This window comes from Xanthomonas sp. WHRI 10204, from assembly GCF_040202875.1.
GTDB lineage: Bacteria > Pseudomonadota > Gammaproteobacteria > Xanthomonadales > Xanthomonadaceae > Xanthomonas.
Window position 1 is genome coordinate 271,857 of the sequence record NZ_JBEGDW010000005.1, and the last position, 21,671, is coordinate 293,527.

Annotated in this window: 15 protein-coding genes; 11 read left to right on the forward strand and 4 right to left on the reverse strand. The window is 63.8% G+C overall.

The window, feature by feature from the left end:
• Nucleotides 1-119 precede the first annotated feature (119 nt).
• The 4 genes from recC to ABQZ00_RS23475 all read left to right on the forward strand — a co-directional run bounded on the left by recC (nt 120) and on the right by ABQZ00_RS23475 (nt 11,607).
• A complete protein-coding gene (gene recC / locus ABQZ00_RS23460; RefSeq protein WP_323539100.1) occupies nt 120-3,524 on the forward strand; it encodes an exodeoxyribonuclease V subunit gamma in 3,405 nt (1,134 codons plus the stop codon).
• A complete protein-coding gene (locus ABQZ00_RS23465; protein ID WP_323539099.1) occupies nt 3,521-7,426 on the forward strand; it encodes a UvrD-helicase domain-containing protein in 3,906 nt (1,301 codons plus the stop codon). The genes recC and ABQZ00_RS23465 overlap by 4 nt, the downstream gene beginning before the upstream one ends.
• A gap of 353 nt (nt 7,427-7,779) precedes the next feature.
• Nucleotides 7,780-10,347, forward strand: a complete 2,568-nt coding sequence (locus tag ABQZ00_RS23470) for an AAA family ATPase (protein ID WP_323539098.1) — start codon at nt 7,780-7,782, stop codon at nt 10,345-10,347.
• A 138-nt stretch (nt 10,348-10,485) separates the two neighbouring features.
• Nucleotides 10,486-11,607, forward strand: coding sequence for a virulence RhuM family protein (locus tag ABQZ00_RS23475; RefSeq protein ID WP_323539097.1), 1,122 nt, complete (start codon nt 10,486-10,488; stop codon nt 11,605-11,607).
• A 234-nt stretch (nt 11,608-11,841) separates the two neighbouring features.
• On the opposite strand, the gene ABQZ00_RS23485 is transcribed toward ABQZ00_RS23475, so the two are convergent.
• The gene (locus tag ABQZ00_RS23485; RefSeq protein ID WP_323539096.1) at nt 11,842-12,096 is read right to left on the reverse strand and encodes a type II TA system antitoxin, ParD family; all 255 of its coding nucleotides are present in this window, start codon (nt 12,094-12,096) and stop codon (nt 11,842-11,844) included.
• A gap of 149 nt (nt 12,097-12,245) precedes the next feature.
• Between ABQZ00_RS23485 and ABQZ00_RS23490 the strand changes: the two genes are divergently transcribed.
• Together ABQZ00_RS23490 and ABQZ00_RS23495 are read left to right on the forward strand one after the other, a co-directional pair.
• Entirely contained in the window at nt 12,246-12,722 is a 477-nt protein-coding gene (locus ABQZ00_RS23490; protein ID WP_323539095.1) for a hypothetical protein, read from the forward strand.
• 191 nt (nt 12,723-12,913) lie between these two features.
• On the forward strand, nt 12,914-13,111 hold the full coding sequence (locus ABQZ00_RS23495; protein ID WP_323539094.1) for a hypothetical protein: 198 nt from the start codon (nt 12,914-12,916) through the stop codon (nt 13,109-13,111).
• Between the two features lie 426 nt (nt 13,112-13,537).
• Here ABQZ00_RS23495 and ABQZ00_RS23500 read toward each other — a convergent pair whose 3' ends face one another.
• Complete coding sequence (locus ABQZ00_RS23500) at nt 13,538-13,870, reverse strand: hypothetical protein (protein ID WP_055852432.1); 333 nt, start codon at nt 13,868-13,870, stop codon at nt 13,538-13,540.
• A 308-nt stretch (nt 13,871-14,178) separates the two neighbouring features.
• On the opposite strand from ABQZ00_RS23500, the gene ABQZ00_RS23505 reads away from it, so the two are divergent.
• A complete protein-coding gene (locus ABQZ00_RS23505) occupies nt 14,179-15,945 on the forward strand; it encodes a hypothetical protein (protein WP_323539093.1) in 1,767 nt (588 codons plus the stop codon).
• Between the two features lie 150 nt (nt 15,946-16,095).
• Here ABQZ00_RS23505 and ABQZ00_RS23510 read toward each other — a convergent pair whose 3' ends face one another.
• Nucleotides 16,096-16,932: a restriction endonuclease gene (locus ABQZ00_RS23510; protein ID WP_323539092.1), complete on the reverse strand. Its 837-nt coding sequence runs from the start codon at nt 16,930-16,932 to the stop codon at nt 16,096-16,098.
• Nucleotides 16,933-17,767: 835 nt separating this feature from the next.
• Between ABQZ00_RS23510 and ABQZ00_RS23515 the strand changes: the two genes are divergently transcribed.
• From ABQZ00_RS23515 to ABQZ00_RS23525, 3 genes are all read left to right on the forward strand, one after another.
• Nucleotides 17,768-18,838, forward strand: a complete 1,071-nt coding sequence (locus ABQZ00_RS23515; protein WP_323539091.1) for a pectate lyase family protein — start codon at nt 17,768-17,770, stop codon at nt 18,836-18,838.
• Between the two features lie 243 nt (nt 18,839-19,081).
• Entirely contained in the window at nt 19,082-19,978 is an 897-nt protein-coding gene (locus tag ABQZ00_RS23520; RefSeq protein WP_323539090.1) for a pseudouridine synthase, read from the forward strand.
• Between the two features lie 126 nt (nt 19,979-20,104).
• Nucleotides 20,105-20,431: a hypothetical protein gene (locus tag ABQZ00_RS23525; protein WP_323539089.1), complete on the forward strand. Its 327-nt coding sequence runs from the start codon at nt 20,105-20,107 to the stop codon at nt 20,429-20,431.
• A 106-nt stretch (nt 20,432-20,537) separates the two neighbouring features.
• Here ABQZ00_RS23525 and ABQZ00_RS23530 read toward each other — a convergent pair whose 3' ends face one another.
• On the reverse strand, nt 20,538-20,969 hold the full coding sequence (locus ABQZ00_RS23530) for a hypothetical protein (RefSeq protein WP_193552864.1): 432 nt from the start codon (nt 20,967-20,969) through the stop codon (nt 20,538-20,540).
• Nucleotides 20,970-21,200: 231 nt separating this feature from the next.
• On the opposite strand from ABQZ00_RS23530, the gene ABQZ00_RS23535 reads away from it, so the two are divergent.
• Nucleotides 21,201-21,602, forward strand: coding sequence for an antitoxin Xre/MbcA/ParS toxin-binding domain-containing protein (locus ABQZ00_RS23535; RefSeq protein ID WP_055852415.1), 402 nt, complete (start codon nt 21,201-21,203; stop codon nt 21,600-21,602).
• Nucleotides 21,603-21,671: the final 69 nt, after the last annotated feature.

Genomic DNA, 21,671 nt, shown 5'->3' on the forward strand with positions numbered 1-21,671 from the left:
ACCGCTATTGCCATGTTGCGGACACCACGCCTCGGCGCAGCACGTGCACGCACATCGACTGGCGCGCATCGGGCAGGTCGACAGCGCATTCCCTCGCCATCCGGCACAATGCCGCACGCATGCACGCCACCTCCGCGCCCGATTTTCGTCTCTATCCTTCCAATGCGCTGGATACCCTGGCTGCCTTGCTCGCGCAGGAGCTACGTCGGTCAGTGCCCGGGCAGCCGGTATTGCAGCCGGAGGTGGTGCTGATCCCGCAGGTGGCGATGCGGCGTTGGCTGCAGTCCACGCTGGCCGCCGAGCATGGCGTGGCGGCCAATCTGGAATTTCTCACCCCGGGCGAATTCGTGGCGCGCGCGCTGGAGCGCAATCTCGGCCCGGCCGACGATGACCTGGACATGGCGACCACGCAGTGGCGCCTGTACGCGACGTTGCAATCGGATCTGGGCAGCGACGCCGCATTGGCGCCGCTGGCCGGCTATCTGGCCGATGGCGATGCGCTCAAGCCATGGGCGTTGGCCGGCGAGTTGGGCAACGTATTCGAGAAGTACCAGGCATGGCGACGCGACTGGCTGCTGCGCTGGGAGGGCGGCGCCGATCCGGACGACCCGCAGGCACGGCTGTGGCGCAGCATCGCAACCGGGCGGCAATACCGCGCGCGTCGCATCGGCCAGTATCTGGACCGTTACGCGCGCGCCGATGGGCCGTTGCCGCAGGGCTTGCCGACGCGCCTGTTCGCCTTCGCCATCCTCAATATCTCGCCCGACGTGCTGCGCGTGCTGGCCACGCAAGCGCGCGTGGGCACGCTGCATTTCTATCTGCCCACGCCCACGCAAGGCTATTGGGGCGATCTGCAGACGCTGTGGCAGCGCCGCCGCGAAGACGGCGCAGTGCAGCTATTCGTCGATCAAGTGCAGGAAAACCCGTTGCTGCAGGCGTGGGGCGCGGCCGGGCGCGATTTCATGGCGCTGGTGGGCGATTACGAGGTGGTGCATCCACTGGCCGAGATCGCCGCCTACGCCGACCCGCTCGACACCGGCCGTCGCGCACTTGCCGATGGCGGCGTGGGCGACAGCCTGCTGCGGCGTATGCAGAGCGATCTGTTTCATCGTCGCGCACCCGCCGTGCCTGCGGCATTGCCGGCGGTGAATCTGCACGACCCCAGCCTGCAGGTGCATGCCTGCCACACGCGCTTGCGCGAGTTGCAGGTGCTGCACGACCAGTTACGCGCCTTACTCGACGACCCGCGCTTCGACCCGCCCTTGCAGCCACGCGAGATTGCGGTGTTGTCGCCCAACATCGACCCGTATGTACCGTATCTGGAGGCGGTGTTCGGCAGCCATGGCAGCGACGATGCATTGCCGTACGCCTTGGCCGACGCCAGCCCGTTGGCGAGCGAGCCGCTGGCCGAGGTGTTTTTGACCTTGCTCAAACTGCCGATCGCACGCTTTGGCTTGCATGAAATTCTCGACCTGCTGGCCAGCGCGCCGATCGCCGAGGCCGCCGGACTGGACGCCGCCGGGCTGGAACGCCTGCGCACCTGGCTGCACGCGGCCGGCGCGCGCTGGGGGCTGGATGCGCTGCATCGGCGTCAGCATCAGGCGCCCGGCGATGACGCTTACACCTGGCGTTTTGCGCTGGACAGGCTGCTGCTCGGCCATGCCAGCGGCGCCGACGACGACATCGATGGCGTGGCGCCGTGGCCGCAGCTGGAAGGCAGCGCACTGACCGCACTCGACACGCTGATGCGGTTGCTGCGCGTGCTCGAACGCCATCAGTCCCTGCTGGCCGAGCCGATGCCGCCTGTCGACTGGCGCGAGCGTTTGCTCGAACTGCTGGATGCGTTGATTCCCACCGCGCCATCGGCCCCGCGTGCGCAGCGCGCGCTGGATCGGTTGCGCAGCCTGATCGATCAATTCGCCCGCGATGCGCAGCGCGCGCACTACGCCGGCAAGGTGCCGGCCGAGGTGGTGCGTGCGCATTTTGAAGCGATACTGGGCGAGTCGGACACGCGTGCGCCGCTGCTGACCGGCGGCATCAGTTTCGGCCGCATGGTGCCGATGCGCTTGCTGCCGTTCCGCGCAATCTGTCTGCTCGGCATGAACGATGGCGATTTCCCGCGCCGCGACCCGGCCGCCGGGCTCAATCGGCTCACCGCAGAATTGGGCACCGAGCGTCGCCGGCATGGCGACCGTTCCACCCGCGAAGACGACCGCTTTTTGTTTCTGCAGTTGTTCGCCTCTGCGCAGGATGTGTTCTATCTGAGCTATCTCGGCGCCGATGCGCGCGATGGCAGCGTGCGCGAGCCGTCGGTGCTGGTCAGCGAATTGTTGGCGAGTGCGGCGCAGTACCACGCCGACCCAACGGCGATCGACACGCTGGTGGTGCATCACCCGTTGCAGCCGTTTGCCGCCGCCGCATTCGGTGCGCTGGGCGATGACGGCGCAGACCCGCGGCGTTTCAGTTATCGCCGGCAATGGCGCCCGGCCGTGGACAGCCTCACCGGCCAGCGCCAGCCGCTGGCGCCGTGGGTGGCCGGTGCGCTGCCGGCCGATCACATCGCCTTGCCCACCAGCGTGTCCATCGACGATCTGCGCCGCTTGTTCGGCGACCCGGCCGGGCAGTTTTTGCGTCATCGCTTGGGCATGCGCTTGCCCGACCCGGCCAGCGAAGACAGCGATCTGGAACCGCTGCTCGCGCCCACGCGCGGGCTGGATCAATACGGCTTGCAGCAGCAGGTGTTCGAAGCGGCGTTGGCGGGTGAAGTGGACGGGTTGTACGAGCGGCTGCGCGCCCGCGCGTTGCTGCCATCGGGCCCGCTCGGCCGCCGTCAACTCGACGAGCGTGTGGCGCAGCTGCGCCCGTATGCCGACGCGTTTCGGCAATGGCGTGGCGATGCGCCGGCGCAGTCGCGCCGCTTGCAGGTGCAGATAGGCGATATCGACGTCCACGGCCGCGTGCCCGGCTGGTATGCCGATGGCGTGGGGCGCGTGCAGGTTGGCGCGCTCAGTGGCCGCAGCGCGATTCGCCACGGCCTGGAATGGTTGCTGCTGCGCGCCGCCGGCGAGCGCGTGCCGTATGTGCGTTTCTTCGAGCAGGACGACGGCCTGGGCCCGTATCCCATCGATGCCGAACCGCTCTCGCAGACGCAGGCGCAACACGCCTTGGGCGAGCTATTGCAGCTGTATCGCCACGGCCTGCAAATGCCGCTGGCATTTGCGCCGTACAGCAGTTGGAAATACCACCAGGCCGCACGCAGCGACGATCTGGACAAGGCCATCAAGGACGCCGCCGGGCAATGGCAGGCCAGCTTCGGTTGGAGCGAGTCGCACAGCCCGGAATTACGCTTGGTCAATCGCGGCCGCGACCCGTTCGCCGATGCGCAGCGCTTTGCCGACTTCGCCACCACCAGCCATCGCGTGTACGACTTGCTCGAACGCGGCAACACCGACACCACGCTCGACCCGGAGCGTCTGATCGACAGTTGGCGGCATTGGCACGGCGCCCAGGACGACGCCGAATGAGCGCGCCTGTGAGCGACCCGTATCTGCAGTTGCCGCTGCACGGCGTGCGCCTGATCGAGGCCAGCGCCGGTACCGGCAAGACCTTCACCCTGGCCACGTTGTTCACCCGGTTGGTGGTCGAACGCGGCTTGCGCATCGGCCAGATCCTGGCGGTGACCTTTACCGAAGCGGCCACGCAGGAATTGCGCCGCCGCATCCGCGAACGCCTGGTGCTGGCCGCGTCCCTCGTAACCGACGCCGTCGTAGAAGCGGACCTGGCCGCGACCAAACCAGCTGCAACGCAGGCATCCAACGCTCCATCAGCGTCTATAGGAGCGGCGTCGGCCGCGACCGACCTCGCCGACGTCCCGTCGCGGCCAAGGCCGCTCCTACAGGAAGCGCCCGACGTCCTGCTCACCCGCGCCATCCTCACCGCGCATCTGGCCACCGGTGATGAAACCCCGGCCGCGTTGCGTCGCCGATTGCAGCAGGCGGTGGAAGAAATCGATCTGGCCGCCGTGTTCACTATTCACGGCTTCTGCGCGCGCGTGCTGCGCGAACATGCGCTGGAAAGCGGCCAGGCCTTCGCCGCGCCGCAACTACTCGCCAACGATCGCGAACTGCTGGGCGAAGTGGCCGCCGATCTGTGGCGCCAACGTGCGGCCGATGCGGTGATGGCCGAAGACTTGATCGCGCTGTGGTCGGGCGGCCCGCCTGCGCTGGCCACCGATCTGCGCGCGTTGGTGCGGCACGCGGCGATCCTGCCGGCAGCGTCCGATGCCGGCAGCGACGATGCCGCCGCATTGCTGCAGGCCGTGCACGATGCAAGCCACGCGCTGGCAAGCGCATTCCACGCGCATGGCACGGCATTTTTCGAATCCATCATGTCCGCCATCGATGGCGGCATCTTGAGCAAGGTCAGTTACAAACCGGAGTGGCTCACCGCGCTGTGGCACTGGTTCGACAGCTTCGCCGCCGTGCCAACGCACGACAGCGCCCCGCATCCCAAGCTGCTCAAGTTGACCGCGGCCGAACTGGCAACGGGCACCAACAAGAAGTTCGTCGATCGCACACCGGCCTCGCCGATGAGCCACGAAATCGATGGCTATCTCACGGCGCTGGCACGTGTCGAAGAATGGCGCACACGCCGCCGCATCCGTCTGCTGCACGCGCTGCGCGGCGATGCCATCGCACGGCTCGCGCTGCTCAAGCGCCAGCGCCGCGTGCAGACCTACGACGATCTGGTCGATGGCGTGGCGCACGCGCTGCAAGGCCCGCAAGCCGATGCCCTGGTGCAACGCCTGCGCGCGCAATACGCCATCGCGCTGGTGGACGAATTCCAGGACACCGACGACCGTCAGTGGTCGATCTTTTCCACCGTGTTCGGCGAAGGCCCGCTCGCACGTGCGGCCGGTCTGGAGCCGGCGCTGTTTTTGATCGGCGACCCCAAGCAGGCCATCTACGGTTTCCGTGGTGGCGATGTGCGCACCTATCTGGCCGCCGCAATCACCGCCGAACTGGCGCCACCGCTGAGCCACAATTTCCGCTCACGCCCTGGCGTGCTGGCCGCGATCGATGCGCTGTACGCGCAGGCCGGCTACACCGAGGCCTTCCTCACCGACGGTATCGCCTTCCATCCGGTACAGGCCGGCACCAAGCGCAGCGATGCCGATTTGCAGCGCGATGGCGCCACCGCCCCGGCGCTGACGCTGTGGCGCGCGCCCGAACCGCCGCCGCCTCCCGCCGCGACAGCGGCAAAAACCAAGCACGCAGGAAAGCCCAAACCCTGGAGCGCCGGTCGCGCGCGCGAGCTGGCCACCGCCGCCTGCGTGGCCGCCATCCGCGGCTGGCTGGCCGGTGGCCGCGACGGCACCGCCACCATCAACGGCAACCCGGTGCAGGCCGGCGATATCGCCGTGTTGGTGCGTAGCCACGGCGAGGCCACGCGCATCCAGCAAGCGCTGGGCGCGATGGGCATTCCGGCGGTCGCCGCCGGCAAGCAGAGCCTGTTCGCCACCGACGAAGCATTGGAACTGCTGGCCCTGCTGCAGGCCTTGCTCGACCCCGGCGACGACAGCCGCCTGCGCGCTGCGCTGGCCACGGTGTTGATCGGCGAAGACGCCATCGCCATTGCCGCACTCGAACGCGATGGCGAACGCCATCGCCGCTGGCAGCAACATGCACTGGACTGGCGCGAGCGCTGGCAGCGCGGCGGCCCGCTGGCCTTGATCGGCGAGTTGGGCGCCACGCACGGGCAACGCCTGCTCGCGTTGGTCGATGGCGAACGCCGCCTCACCAATTACCTGCAACTGGCCGAACTGCTGCAGGAAGCCGACGTGCGCGCACTCGGCCCGCATGGTTTGGTCGACTGGCTGGCACGCCGCATCGCCAATGCCGACGACAACGACGAAGCCCAGCAACTGCGGCTGGAATCGGACGCGCGCCGCGTGCAGATCGTCACCCTGCACAAGAGCAAGGGCCTGGAGTATCCGCTGGTGTTTCTGCCGTACATCGGCATCGGCCGCAGCGACAAGGGCGCTGGCCGCCATTGCGTGGTGCATGCGCCGGACAGCGGCCGTCAGCTGCATTGGAACGTGTCCAAATGGAGCCGTGAGAAAGACGACCCGACCTGGAGCGCCGCCGAAGCCGCCTGGAAGCAGGAACAACGTGCCGAAGACGCACGCCTGCTCTACGTCGGCCTGACCCGCGCCGAGCATGCGCTGTGGATCGCCAGCGGCAGCTTCCATCAGCACGAACGCACTGCTTTGTCGGGCATGCTGCGCGCGCTCGATGCGTTGCAGGGCGCGGCAGGCGAGGGCGCGGTGGTGGTGGACACCAGCACCCCGCCAGCCAACTTGCCGCGCCTGCCGCCGCCGCTCGAAGCGCAGGTGCCGCCGGCGCGCAGTCCGCAGCGGCACATCGCGCCGGAATGGTGGGTCTACAGCTTCACCCAGCTGGCTAACGCCGACGCCGGCGCCGCCATCGACCCGATGGCCAGCGCCACCGTAGTCGGCAGTGGCGGCAGCGACGAACCGTCCGGCAGCGAGGCGGTGGCGGTTGCCGCAGTCACCGAGGCCGAACCGTTCGACCCGCGTTTTGCCGGCAACCGCTTCGGCGTGGTGATGCACGATGTGTTCGAGCGCTGCGACTTTGCCGCCTGGCACGCGTGGCAGCCCGGCCAACGTGCGCCCGAGGGCCAGGCTGCGCCGATCGTTGAGGCCCTGCAACGCGGCGGCTATGCCCAGGACGACCTCGACGACGGCCTGCGCGTGCTAACCGCCCTGATCGGCCACACCCTCACCGTGGTATTGCCCGAAGGCACCGCCCTGGCCGGCGTGCCCGAGCCGCAGCGCCGCAACGAAATGGAATTCCACTTCGCCATGCGGCCCACCCGCGTCGATGCGCTGCTGGCGTTGCTGCATCGGTTTGGTGTGGTCGGCGACCGCCAGGCGTTCGGCGCGCGCCACCGCCTGGAAGGCCTGATGACCGGCCTGATCGATCTCACCTACACCGTCGACGGCCGCTGGTACGTGCTCGACTACAAATCCAACCGCCTGCCCAGCTACGACGCCGACGCCCTGGCCCGCGCCATGGCGCACAGCGAGTACGAGCTGCAGGCGCTGATCTACACCGTGGCCCTGCACCGCTGGCTGCGCTTCCGCCTGGGCGATGCCGCCGACGGCGGCGGCTACGACTACACCCGCGACTTCGGCGGCGTGCGTTACCTGTTCTGCCGCGGCCTGGACGCTACCCGCAACGCAGCCGACCCCGGCTCCGCCAGCGCTGCCGTGCCAGGCCCGCCCGCCCCCGGCATCCACGCCTGGCGCTTCGACCCGGCCCTGGTCGACGCCCTGGACGCGCTGTTCGCCGGCAGCGCCCTGGAGCCGACCTCCAGCAACGCAGGCACGCCCAATGCCCACTAGCACACAGCCTCTTGCTGCCAACACACCAAAGCCCCTCTCCCCCCGGGGCGATAAGGCACTGGTTGCGCGCCACTGGCGCGCGTTCCCTGGAGCGCCCGCCCCACAAGCGTGGGCCTGGGCGCAGAGCCCAAGTGAATCTAATCGCAGGCCATCGCGCGAGACGCCTACCCCATGACCCGTCGAACCGCATCCTGCGCCAGCGGACCATCGAAGCCCCTCTCCCCCCGGGGCAATAAGGCACTGGTTGCGCGTCGCTGGCGCGCGTGCCCTGGAGCGCCCGCGCCGCTGGCGTGGAATGGGGCGCGGAGCGGGGGTTGGAGTGACGCTACGTCCGCGAGTCAGGCATCCACCTTATGAGCCACCCAACCCTCCTGACCGCCCTCAGCCAGAGCGGCGCCTTGCGCACGCTGGATCTGGCCTTCGCCCAAAGCCTGCAACGCCTGGCCCCAGACACCGACCCACAGGTACTGGCCGGCGCCGCCCTCGCGTCGCTGGCAGTCACCAGCGGCCATGCCGGGCTGGACCCGGCGCGCGCCGCCATGCTGCTGGACCAGCGCGACGGCCCATCGCCCGCATTCCCGGACCCTACCGACTGGCAACGCACCCTGGCCGCCTCGCGCTGGGTTGACCAACCGAACCCCGACGACCCGGCCGCCGCCGACTGCCCGCTGGTCCTCGAACACGGCCTGCTCTACCTGCGCCGCTACCGCGAGTACGAACGCCGGCTGGCCCTGGGCCTGCAGCGCATCGCCGCCCAGCCCATGCCGGCGTTCGACGCCAACGCGCTGGCGCCGTTGTTCGCACAGCTGTTCCCAAACGCGACCCCAACCGCTCAGCCCGTGGACCCAACCCCTTTCCCCCCGGGAGAGGGTGCCCGAAGCGCGGGTGAGGGGTCGGGCCTGCCCGCGCCATCCCACCACCAAGACGGCACGAAGCCACCGGCCCCGTCCCACTCCCCTGACCGCCAGGCCCAAGCCGCCGCGCTGGCCCTGCGTCGCGCGCTGCTGCTGATCACCGGCGGCCCCGGCACCGGCAAAACCACCACCATCGCCCGCTTGCTGCTGCTGCGCATCGCCCAGGCCCATGCCGCCGGCCACCCGCCGCCACGCATCGCCCTGGCCGCGCCCACCGGCCGCGCCGCCGAGCGCATGGCCGAAAGCCTGCGCGCCGCCGTCGCCCGCGCCATCGCCGCCGGCATCCAGCTGCCGCCCCATCCCAACGCAGCCACGCCCAGGCCAACGACACAATCGCCGAACTCCGCCACGTCTCATCTGCATCCAGCGACAGAGGCAGCAAACCTCGGTGCTTCACCTCTCCCGCAAGCGACAGAGACAGCAGACCTGCATGTTTCCCCTCACCCGCAAGCGGAGGCAGCAAGCCCTTATGTTTCCCCTCGCCCGCAAGCGGAAGCAGCAAGCCCTGATGTTTCCCCTCTCCCGCTTGCGGGAGAGGGTGCCCGAAGGGCGGGTGAGGGCCCGCCACTGCCCTGGGAATCCCTCCTCCCCACCGGCGCCAGCACCCTGCATCGCCTGCTCGGCGTCATCCCGGATTCGCCAAACTTCCGCCATAACGCAGACAACCCGCTGCCGTTCGACCTGATCGTCGTCGACGAAGCTTCCATGGTCGACCTGCCGCTGATGTGCAAGCTGGTCGAAGCCGTGGCCGATGGCACCCAGCTGATCCTGCTCGGCGACGCCGACCAGCTGCCTTCGGTGGAAGCCGGCGACGTGCTCGCCGCCATCCTGCAGGCCGCCGGCCCCAGCGATGCCCTGCAACCGCACGACGCCGACGCGCTGCAACCGCTGCTCGGCAGCGCGCCCACTGGCAGTACGCCTGCCAGCATCCAGACCGTTAGCCACACCATCAGCCACACCCACAGCAGCGGCCTGGCCGGCCACCGCGTGCACCTGCTACGCGGCTATCGGCAAGCAGAAAACTTCGCACTCGCCCCACTGGCCGACGCCATCCGCGCCGGCGACGCCGACACCGCGCTGGCCCTGCTGCGCAGCGGTGAGCTGGCCGGCGTGCACTTCCACGAAGACGGCGACGACCCGCTCACCCTCGGCCGCGACGCACTGCTGGCCCACTGGCGCGCGCTGGCCGATGCGCAAGACCCCGCCGCCGCCCTGCGCGCGGCCAGCCGCCTGCGCCTGCTCACCGCCGTGCGCGCCGGCCCGCAAGGCGCGCGCGGCCTCAACGCCCGCATCGAACAACTGCTCGCCGACACCGGCTCCGGCGCGCGCAGACTCGGCGGCGCCTCGCCCTGGTTCCAGGGCCGCCTGCTGCTGATCACCGAAAACAGCTACCGCCACGGCCTGTTCAACGGCGACGTCGGCATCTGTTTGCGCAGCGACGCGAGTCCCTCTTCGGGGCAAAGCGACGCAAATCCCTTCTCGGGGCGCGACAGCACAAGCGCCACCTCAGAGCGCAGCGATGCGAGCACCGTTACAGCGCGCAACGACGCAGTGCCGTTTTCCGGCCCAAGCCACACCAGCGGCACCGCAACCCGCGCCGACCCCGCCGCCGACCGACGTGCCCAAGCCCCCTTGGTCGCCTGGTTCGAAGGCGACGGCGACGGCCAGGTGCGCGGCTTCCACCCCGCCGCCTTGCCCGCCCACGAAAGCGCCTTCGCCATGACCGTGCACAAGGCCCAGGGCAGCGAATCCGACGACGTCTGGCTGCAACTCCCCACCCGCGACGCCCGCGTGCTCAGTCGCGAACTGCTCTACACCGGCATCACCCGCGCCCGCCGCGCCCTGCACCTGGCCGGCAGCGAAGCGGTCATCCGCACTGCGCTCGCCCGGCACGCCGCGCGCATTTCGGGACTGGCGTGGCGGTTGGGTGCGCAGCAGCAGGCGGCACCCGCCAAGCCAGCAACAGAACCATCCACCGCGTCGCCCGTGCAGGGATCGTTGTTCTGATGGACGCAAGCCGGCGCGATGACAGGATGACCTACGGCAACGCGGCACGTTCGCCTATTACTATCACCGGGCATGCCCGGATAGCATCGTGGACGAAGAAAACCTGGTTGTGCGGTATCGCCAGCATGGGAGGCATCAATGGCGGAAAAGCATGAAATCTCGCTCGTCCGCTCGTCGGCGGCCGAATACCTGACCTTCGTGGCCGCCGCCGGCGAGGACGGCGTGCAGGCGGCGTACGCCGACGAAAACGTCTGGCTGACGCAGAAGATGCTGGCGCAGCTCTACGATGTCGAAACCCACACAATCAACTACCACCTAAAAAAGGTGTTCGCTGACAACGAGTTGCAGCCAGATGCAGTTATTCGAAATTTTCGAATAACTGCGACCGACGGCAAGAGTTACGACACCAAGCACTACAACCTCGCGACCATCATTGCCGTGGGCTACAAGGTCAATTCCGAGCGCGCGGTGCAGTTCCGCAAGTGGGCCACCACCATCATCGAGTCCTTTACGATCAAGGGCTTCGCGATGGACGACGAGCGCCTGAAGAATGACGGCACGGTGCTCGGCAAGCGCTATTTCGAAGAGCAGCTGCAGCGCATCCGCGAGATCCGTCTCTCCGAGCGCAAGTTCTACCAGAAGATCACCGACATCTACGCCACCGCCCTCGACTACGACGCGGCGGCGCAGGCAACCCAACGGTTCTTCGCCACAGTGCAGAACAAGCTGCACTGGGCCATCCATGGGCAAACCGCGGCGGAAGTCGTCTACCACCGTGCCGATGCCGGCAAGCAACACATGGGTCTGACCACCTGGACCGACGCACCGCGAGGGAAGATCCAGAAGTTCGATGTGGCTGTCGCCAAGAACTACCTGACCACCGGCGAGATGGCGCAGTTGCAACGCCTCGTATCGGCCTATCTGGACCTGGCCGAGGACATGGCATTGCGGCAGATTCCGATGACTATGCAGGATTGGGAAACACGCCTGAATCGTTTCATCGAAGCGACCGACCGGCAGGTGTTGCAGGACGCAGGACGCGTCACCGCCGAGATCGCCAAAGCGCATGCGGAAAGCGAGTTCGAAAAGTACCGCATCGTGCAGGACCAGCTATTCGTAAGCGATTTCGATCGCGTGTTGCAGCAGCTTGATGCAGGAGACCGGGTGGACGGTACCAACGAGGACTTGCACGAAACGGAGGCGGTGCAGGAAGTGCGGAAGCGTCAGGTCCCCAATAGAAAGCGCGAGCCAAAGCCATAAATCGGTCGCGGTCCATCCGTTTGTGCCTTATCGGGAGCAATCGGAATCAAAAAGCAAAAGCATCCCAGCCGATATGACTTCTCTGAAGACTGCTACACCCAACATCATCGAGATCACTCCTCGATAGGTCTGCGATGTACCGGCGAACCTGCGCCTGGCCCCAGCGTGCCGAGGTATAGCGGATGATCCCGCGCAGATCGCCTTCGGCTGCGTCGGTGAGGACGTAGCCGTGCATCAATCGCGATCGCCCTCGGTCAATTCTTCGTCCAGGATCGTGCTGATGCTCTTGCTGGATACCTTGCCGGCAAGGCCTTCCTCGACACGTCCCCCAAGAAGGGTTTTCAATCCTTGCCATGCTTGGTCGGTGTCTATGTCACCAGGAAAGAGACGTTCAAGCGCGTATTGCTTGATGGTCTTGCCCTGCAAAGCGGCCAACGCCTTGAGACTTTGGTGCTGCTGGGCGCTCAGATCGATGCTCAAACGGCTCATGACGAACTCTCAAATCCCATACACCCACATTAGGGTATATGCTGCAGCCAGTTGCCTGGTTGGCCGGTTGCAGAGCTTGGGGATGCCAGCGCGGGTTACACCGTGCGTTGTTTTGACGGAAACTGCGCTCCCGAAACAGGACCACACCGATGGACCGACGTCGTCGCAAACGGATGGAGCGTTACTGGGCGCGGGCAGAAGCCAAGGCGCGCGCAGCGGTCGACCGCTTGGATCCGGAAAGCTGGTTCGATCTGTGGCATACGCATGTGGACTGGAATGGCCGCGGCCACTCCTCTGCTGAGCATCGGCAGATGGTCAATGCGGTTGCAGTGCGTGTGCTGTGCTACCTGGAGACACGTCTGGCGCATCGTGGTGCAGCGGTGCAACTGTGGGCGGACCTCAGTCCGGACACGATGGATACCGGCATCTACGCGCACTCTGCCAACCCGAACGGCACGACCTTCCCCGCGACCTTTCCCAACCTGGATTGGCAGCAGGCTCTCCCTAGGGAGGTCGCAGCGATACTACCCGCCACGCATCAGGCCGGCACCGCGTCATGCGATGGCAGTACCTGGTATGTCGTGCAGCGTCAGCCCGATGCGGCAGGCACGGGCGGCCGCCAATGAATTACACCGACAAAGCCCACCGCACCGCAGTGCGTTACGCAGTTGGTGCCCGTCAGCCGCGGAGAGCGAAGCCGCCTGTCACCGGCGCCACCTAACGCCTGGCGCACGCCTGCTTCGGGTGCCGCAGAAGTCTCAAGATTGCGCCGCGCGACCAAGTGGCCCCGTGCCCTGGCTGCGGCCAAGCGCTGTGCGTGATAGGGCGCTCTTTCAAGGCGCCGCCGGCCCGCAACCATGCGCAGTGGATCAAGGTCGAGCGGCTGTACCGCGCGGGCTTTCGGTTCTTCAGTTACCGCAGCCACCTGTGCGCTCCGCTGCCCGCCAAGCTGTCGGAGGTGGATCGCTTCATCCGTGAGCATCTTACGCACCCGTTACGCCTGGGCGGTGCTTGAAGCCCCTTGTACAGCGCTTCTCTCAAAACGCGAGGTCAGGCGATCCACCTGACCCCGTTTTGCCGTCTGGCAGGCCGGGCGGCTTACTTGCCCTTCTTTTCCTGCTTGGCCGCGCGCTTTTCTTTCAGCGTCTTGGCCGGCTCTTTCTTCTGACTCTTCTTCTGGTCCATCCCCTTGCTCATGACACCCTCGTAGTTGCTGGATTGATCGGTCGGGCAGCGCCATGACCCTGGCGTGCCTGCGCACTTTACGGCTTGTGCGCCCTGGAATGGGAGGGGGGAGCGAGGCCGGGGGACAAGCGGCGTGTCAGGCGCAGCATTTTCCAGGAGCGGCGCCGGCAGCTCCCGCAGCGGCCGGCAGCCCTAGAACGCAAAACGCCCGCTTGCGACGGTCACCGTCTGCACGCGGGCGCTGGCGGCAACGGCCTTACTTGGCCGGCACGCGCTGGTACTGCTCGCCACCGGTGTTGAGGTGGCCATTGGTCTCATCAATGGCGAAGTTCACCGTCTCGCCATCGTTGGTGACCTGCAGCGCACCGTCCTTGTACACGGCCGGGTAGCTCTCGGTCTTGGGCTTGCGGCTGAAGAACTTCGGCGTGGTGCTGCGGACCATGAAGGTCTCGCCATTGCGCGCGATGTCCATCGTCTCTTCCTGCGTCTGCACGTTGACCCAGTGGCCAACGAACTTCTCGCCCTCCACCTTGGCGCACCCGGTCACCAGCAACGCCGCGGCCAGCGCGGTACCCATCCACTTCATCATCGTGTGTTCTCCAGTTGAGGCTGTGGCGAGGATGACGGGTGGGGGATGTATTGGAGGTCAAAGTCATCTGTTATGGCATAAGTCGGCACTCAGTGGACCACAGCACTTCAACGGAATAGGTGCTCTTTTGATTAGTGCCAGCAGTTGAAAAGCTTGAACCGATGCATATTCAAAGCAAGGTGCGCAGCCCCGTCACGCTACATATGACTTATTTAATGAAAACTGTGGCAAAAAATGCTTTCTTAATGTTATAAATGTAGTGCAGTTTTAAATGTAACATAGATATTACGCCGAAATAAGGGGGGGCTGTGAAGCACACGGAAACACTCGGAGTAGACACGGGGGCAGAGGGGGTCATCTTTCTCGCGCAGTGCTTGGACGAAATGCTTTACGAATACACTGCCGCGAACTATAAGCCTCGGGTGGTGGGCCTGCAGGCCCTAACAATAGAAGCTGAGGCGGTAATCGGTAGAGTAGAAGCCGGTGCAATGGATCGCGCTCGCCTTTATCCGATACTAGACGAGCTTCGTAATAGGCTGCACAGCGACTCTGTAGCTAAAAGCTTGCTCTCCTTTCAATTTGATTACTATTGTTCATACCTAAGGGAAGAGCCTTTAAAAGCTATTTCCGTACGGCTGGGATTATTGAAAAATGCCCTCGGTCGAGGCCGTTATCGCAAGTCTTTAGAGCATGAGATAATTAGGCTCTGCGTAAAACCAACTGAAAAATTTCTCATTATTGATTCCTTGAGGCAATGGGTTTCTACTGTCAGTCGAATGGGATTCTCTGGACGATTTTTAAGATCAAAAGTACTAACTGAATTTTTTGAGCCTACGATAAAATACAGGTCCGCCGCCGATTTGGCTATATTTTTTAGAATATTTGACGCCCCAAATTCTAAATTTGAGATTGTATTTTTTGCTAGCAGAATTGTGGATGATCTATCATCGGTAATGAGTAGATTTTCATTTGTTCTGGTTGAATCATCTGGCCCTATATTTGTTGCAGATGACGGCACTGAAGTGATTCTTAGTGAAAATGAGAGAGTGGTCAAGGTATCTGGCGTCGAAGCACGAGATATTTTTAGTGCCCGAAATCTTGCAGAACATCGTCTAGAACATCTCTCCGACATGTTTGCGCTGTTTCACCACAAAAATCGTCTAAGTTGGCGAGCAGAATCTGTTGTTAAAGAAGATGGGGGATCTTCTTGTGTGGTTCAAGCTAGGCCAACTAGTGTCAAGCGCTCTCGAGATAACTTCCCGAGACGTGCATCCGAAAAAATGGCAGCAAAAATCAGTGATTTAAGTTTCTCTGATAGGGAATCAGTCAGTAGGTTCGTTAGCGTGGTTCGTCTACATGGTGCGGCGCTTGAAGCTGCAAGCCCCCAGGCACAAATCGTTAATCTCTGGACTGCTATGGAAGTTTTGGTTTCAAGAGATTCTGACTCAAAGCTTCGTGGCGTTAAAAAATGTCTGATGCCATTCTTGGTTCATGGTTATTTTGATCGCCTGTTATTTGGGCTTGCTGGTGATTTATATCGTTGGAAGAGAAGAGCTGTTTCAAAGCTGTTAAAAAAAGTAGATCTTCCCGGCTGGTCTCAGCACCACAAACTGGCATTGCTGCTTCTTGGCGGCGATCTAGAGCCGGAACGAGATTCTTTGTACACCCTTGTGAGTGCATATCCTTTATTAAGGAACCGTGTTTTTAAAATTTCAAGAACAATAGCCAAGCCAGAGAGTTTGATGGCTGTTATGGATGGACATCGGGAGAGAGTTTATTGGCAGATTGAGCGAATTTATAGGGCTAGAAACTTTATTGTTCACGATGGTTCGGCTCCACCTCACATAGATGCACTGGCCGAGAATTCACATGAGTACTTAGATGCTTTTGTAGATCGATTCATGATTCTTTGCGCGGATTACAAGGTTGTCTCGACTCTCGATGAAGCAATTTCCCATCAAACCAAAATGTACGAGGATTGGATATCTGTTTTGACATCAGCAAAAGGAAAAGAGATTACTAAGGAAAATATAAGGTCTTTATGCGCCCTTGACTCTAAAGCTTCTAGAGACTGAGTCTTGGGAGGACGCCGGAGGCGGACCGGCAGCTACGCGGAGCAGTGCTGTTCGTAGAGCAGGCAGACGTGCTTGTGCTAAACCTCTGCAGTGATAATCGAGATGCTATAAACTGGTTAATCGCTTTCGGGAAAACGGCGTCAGCTTCACTTATGCAGTTCCTTTGCATTTCGGAAACTGGCTGCAGCCTAGGAAGTGTTCGCTGGTGCGTCGGTTCCTTCTTTGTACAAGCGCGCTGCCGCAGCGCGGGCAGCTTGTGATGGCAACAGTCGCGGATGCAGTGGAATCAGGTGAAGCAAAGACGGGCTCCATCCGCGCGGATGTCGCCGTCGGCTGCGCTGTGGCTTGCTGTTGCACCGCTCGGATCATGTCCAACAACTGTTCGCCGCCAATCAATTCAATCGGCTTGCCTTCGGCAAAGCGCTCAGCATCCTTCGTATAGGTGCCGATACAGACGATCTTGACCGCATGGGCCTGATGGTGCGCAAGCAGGCCGAACATTTCGCGCACGACGCTGACGCCGACCTGCTGGCGCTTCCATTGCTTGCATTGCACCAATGTGCGGCGGCCGTCCTTGCGCAGGATCAGGTCGATGCCGCCGTCGGGGCCGCCCAGGCCGGTTTCCTCGACGCTATAGCCTTGTCGGCGAAAGGCCTCGCCCACCAGTTGTTCGAACTGGCGCCACCCGCCGGCCGCCAAGCTCTCCAGCGTGGTGCGTGTTTCCAGAAAGCGTCGCCGGCTGCGTGTGCCGAGGTAGGAGAACAACGCGGCGAGCCAGCAGATGCCGAGCAGCATCCACGCCAAGGGCGCGAACATGCCATTCGATTGCTGGGCGATGCCTTGCGACAGCATCCCGCCGTGCTGAGAGAACCACCAGCCGATGCCGTAGCGCACTGCGAGATACGCGGCGATTCCCGCAACGAAGGCGGCTGGCCACGGCAATGCGGCCAACGCTTCAAACCCGCTCTGTTTCTTTCTGCGTCCCATGCAAGAACCCCCGTTCCAAGTTCGACCATAGCTGCTGAGACGTGTTTTGTCAGCAGAGCGCTCCTGCCGATGCGAACAACGTCCCATCAACGATCTGCGCGATGCACGCGGTCGAAGAAACACTAAATTTGTCACTAGAAGCTTGAGCTCGCTTGTGCGTCTGGCCGCGCTCTTGCGCGTGTAGGTATGGGATGCGACCAATCCGGTGCAGTCGATCTTGGTGTGAGCGTTGTCTGCCAACGCATCGTATGGGTATGGCTCGAACCTCTTCCTCCGCGATCGGAGAAAGAGACATCCTGCAGAGAGAATCGGTACGGCAAAGCGCGATCCCATTGCATGAAGCGGCTGTCGACGCCACGGCCAAAGCCAGCGTCGGCAAGTTGTAAGCAGACGGTCTTCGACGTGTCTTTTTTTGACGCCGTACACGTCCAACCAGCGCGCGTTGCGATGCAGGCGCTGTGCGTTTTGCGCAATGTCTTCAACGTTGTCCCAATGGCTCGCGTGACATGCGTCGGCGCATTGTGGATTTGTGTGCATGCCATCACCCGCGATGGGTTCGCTGCGCAGCAAAACGCAACACACGCGCAATTTATAAGTGAATAGTCGTTTGCGGTTGAGTCTGTTTTGCTAGATTTCGCCCGCCATCGCGGCACCCTGCAATAACAGCGGTGTTGCCGATGGCCAGCATGCCTGCCGCCTTCGTCTTGCGACGTGCGTGCGGCAGGCAATCTCTTGCATGCGTCATGGGGACAACATGAAGATCGAATCGAGCAAGACTCTTGCGCGAAGTGGGATGCTGCGCGCCGTTTGTGGTGCGTGCCTGTCTGTGGCGAGCATGGCGGCGTTGGCCGATCCTGCACGTGAGGTGGCCAGCACCGGGTGGGCAACGCAAAATGGTGGGACACGTGGCGGCAGCGCAGCGGCGCTGGCAGATACGTTCGTGGTCGCCGATGCCGATGCGCTCAGGACGGCGTTGCGCGCATCGGTCGGTGCGGGCGGACGCCTGATCTATGTGCAAGGCGTCATCGACGTCAGTGGCGGTGTGGCCTATGCCACCAAGGCCGAAATGAAGCAGCGCGCGCGCCTGGAGATTCCTGCCAAAACTACGCTGATCGGGGTGGGAGCCGATGCCTGGATCATCGAAGGCTATCTGCTGGTCAAGAGCAACGATGTCATCCTGCGCAACCTCAACATCGAAAACCCCTGGGACCCGGAGCCGTTGTGGGACCCGACCGACGGCAAGCTGGGCAACTGGAATTCAGAGTTCGATGGCCTGACCATCGACGGTGCCAGTAATGTATGGATCGACCACATGGTGTTCACCGATGGACGCCGGCTGGATGATCGCAACGAAGTCGCCAATGGCCGTCATGTGCAACATCACGATGGCGCGCTGGACGTCAAGAATGGCGCCAACTACGTGACCATCTCGCACACGTTCTTCGATCACCACGAGAAGAACACGCTGATTGGCTCCACCGACAAGACTGACCGTGGCGATGTGGGCAAGTTGAAGGTCACCATCCACGATTCGCTGTTCAACGCGGTGGCATCACGCGGCCCGCGTGGGCGTTACGGCCAGATCCACCTGTTCAACAATCTCCACCTGGGCGACAAGGCCGATCCGGACTATCCGTTCAACTATGCGCATGGTGTGGCGATCCAGTCGGCGATTCTGTCGGAGAACAACACCTTCCTGGTGGGCGGCGCCAGTGGCTGCAAGGATGTGGTGCAGGACATCGGTGGCGGCAGGTATGTCGATCGTGGTTCGCAGGTCAACGGCGTGCCCATGGTCTGCACACTCAACACGGCGATAGGCTGGAAGCCGCCGTATGCGTACGCGCTGCTGCCGACGTCGGAGGTGCCAGCCGCAGTGCTGGCAGACGTAGGAACCGGGCTGCTGTAGCGGCATGCGGCGCAGGCACGGGTCTGCGCCGCATGCATGGTGTTGATGCATGCGTCGGGATGAGCGCGCGCCACATGCAGGCCAGCAAGCCAGGCGGCAGGGGATGCGTTGTCCACCAACGCGCCGCTTGGAGATCGCTTGGGAATCGCATTCCTCGATCAGCGAGGCAGGTACGTTGCAGTGATAGTCGGTGCGGCAAGGTACGATCCCATTCAATTGTTTGAGTGCGCTGCCGCCGTCGCCATGTCCGCTCCCCGCCCGACCCTCGATGGCATTCCTGCCAGCCAGTTCCAGCTGCCGTCCGGCCCGTGGCACACGGTGTTGGAGGCGCTATGTGCGTGCTTTCCTGGCGTGGCGGCTGAGACGTGGCGCGATCGCTTCGCGCGTGGACGCCTGCTGGATGACCAGCAGCAGGCGTTGGATGTCGCCACGCCGTATCGGCTTGGCGCGGAGATCTATTATTTTCGCGAAGTCGCGGACGAGCCGATCATCACGGCAACGGAAACGGTGGTGCATGCCGACGCACACGTGGTCGTTGCCTGCAAGCCGCATTTCCTGCCCGTGGTGCCGGCCGGTGCGTACGTGCGCCAGACGCTATTGACGCGGTTGGTGCAGCGCCTGGATAACCCTGCGCTGGTGCCGCTGCACCGCATCGACCGCGATACTGCCGGGCTGGTGTTGTTCTCGGCCAACCCGGCGACACGTGGGATCTACCAGGCGTTGTTTCGCGAGCGACGCATTCGCAAGCACTATCTGGCGGTGGCACCGCCGCTGCCGGGACTGACGTTTCCGTATGTGCATCGCAGCCGGCTTGAGCCGGGCGAGCCGTTCTTTCGCATGCGCGAGTGCGTGGGCGAACCGAATAGCGAGACGGTGATCGATGTGGTCGCACGTGGCGCCGCCACGTGGACATACCGGCTGGAGCCGGTCACCGGGCGCAAGCATCAGTTACGCGTGCATATGGCCGCGCTGGGCGCACCGATCCTGCATGACCGCTTCTATCCCGATCTGGAAGACCAGCGGCCAGATGATCCAGAACGGCCGTTGCAGCTGTTCGCGCAGACGCTGGCATTCGATGATCCGATTACGGGGGAGCCGCGGCACTTCACCGCGACAGTCGGGCCAATACATCCCGCTTGAAACGATGGCACTACACCGACACGCGCTGCTAAAACATGCCCGCATTATCTGATTTTCAGATATCCGGGATAACACGCTAGCGTGAGCTCGCGGGCATCCCACCCGCACACGTCGAGCGCGAGTGCCATGACGACATTGAAACACCGCAAGACCGCCAAGCGGCCAGATGCCGTGCGAGCGAATAACCGACCGATGCAGGAGGACTTCACCTTCGGCGTCACCGTCGCGCAAATCGACCAGTTCTACACGCTGCTGCGCACGATCACTGCGCAGAGCGACATGGTAGCGGTGTGCAGCGGTAGGTCATTGGATGCCACCAGTCTGTCGGTGCTGGGCGAGAACATTTTCAATGCCGCACGCGCGGTGCGCGTGGTCGTCGACCAGATCCACGCGCAGCGGCTTAGCGATGATTGCGCAGTGCGGGTATCGCTAGCGCGCGGTAGCAAGCGGTAGTGCAGATACCAGATGCCGGGGCGCGCGCGTGCATGCGGCCCCGGCGGGTGCCGGCATCGCTCGGGATGCCGGCTGAAACGGTTCCGGCGCGTAGCGCCGGATGGCTTCAACGCACCTTGTACAACACCGCCGCACCCGGCCTGGGCTCGAACATCGGCACGGTCTGCTGCTTGAGTGCGGTGCCCTTGGCGTCCCACACCAGCGTTTCGACCGGGTAGTCGTCCTTGCGGGTCATCGTGTCGATCTGCTTGACGATCACGGTCTTGCCGGCGGGTACTTCCGGGTTCCAGGCGAACACGCCCAGGCGCCCGTAGAACACGGCCGGGGCGGTGGCATCCAGGCGACGGTCGGGGCACATCACCAGGCCACGCTCCAGCATCACGCGCAGCGCGCCGACGGGCACGGCCTTGACGGTGGGGCTGGTGCGCTCGGTGCTGTGGCCGGGGCAGACATTGGCCGAGCGGGTGATCATGTCTTCGGCGACTTGCCGGTCGGATTGGGCCAGCGCCGGCACGGCGGTGGCGGACAGGGCAAGCAGGGCAACGGCGGACTTCCAGTTCATCGGCGACTCCTCATGAGATGACACTCCAGAAACGGCGGCCCGGGTCACCCGGCGCCACCAGCAACGCGTCCAGATGCTAGCAAGGCGGTTGTTAAAGACTGCCGATGGCAATGCCGGCTGACTGACGCAGCGGCTGTCGGGAGACTCCTGATTGAGCGCGGTCAGCCGCACCGTTAGCGTGCGCGCTAGACACTGCCGGACTGCACCGTGGAACGCGCCGACCTGATTGACTCACTGCTCATTGGCATGCGCCGGGCCGAAGCCCTGCGCGCGCAGCCGTCCAGCTACAGCACCGCGCATAGCGCGCAGATGGCGGTCGATCACGGCAAGGCCGCCGACGCCGAGCTGGTGCTGTCGCTGTTCAAATTCAGCCCGGAGCATCTCAAGTTGCTGGGCGGTGCCGGGATCGAGGCGCTGGGCGAGATCGTGTGCCACGCCTGGGCACTGCACGGTGGAAATAACGAGGCGCTGATCCGCTGGTTTCGCGAGCCGATGAATGCGCTGGATGGCCAGACCCCCGCCGCATTGGTCCGCTCCGGCAGCCTCAAGGTGTTGCTGCTGGTATTGCGCCAGCAGATGGAGTGGGAGCTGCCCAAGCGCTCGGCGTAAGCAGCTGAGAAACCGACTGTACTCACCGCCTGGCGTGCGTGGCCGGTGCTCGGTGCACGCGTGCACACC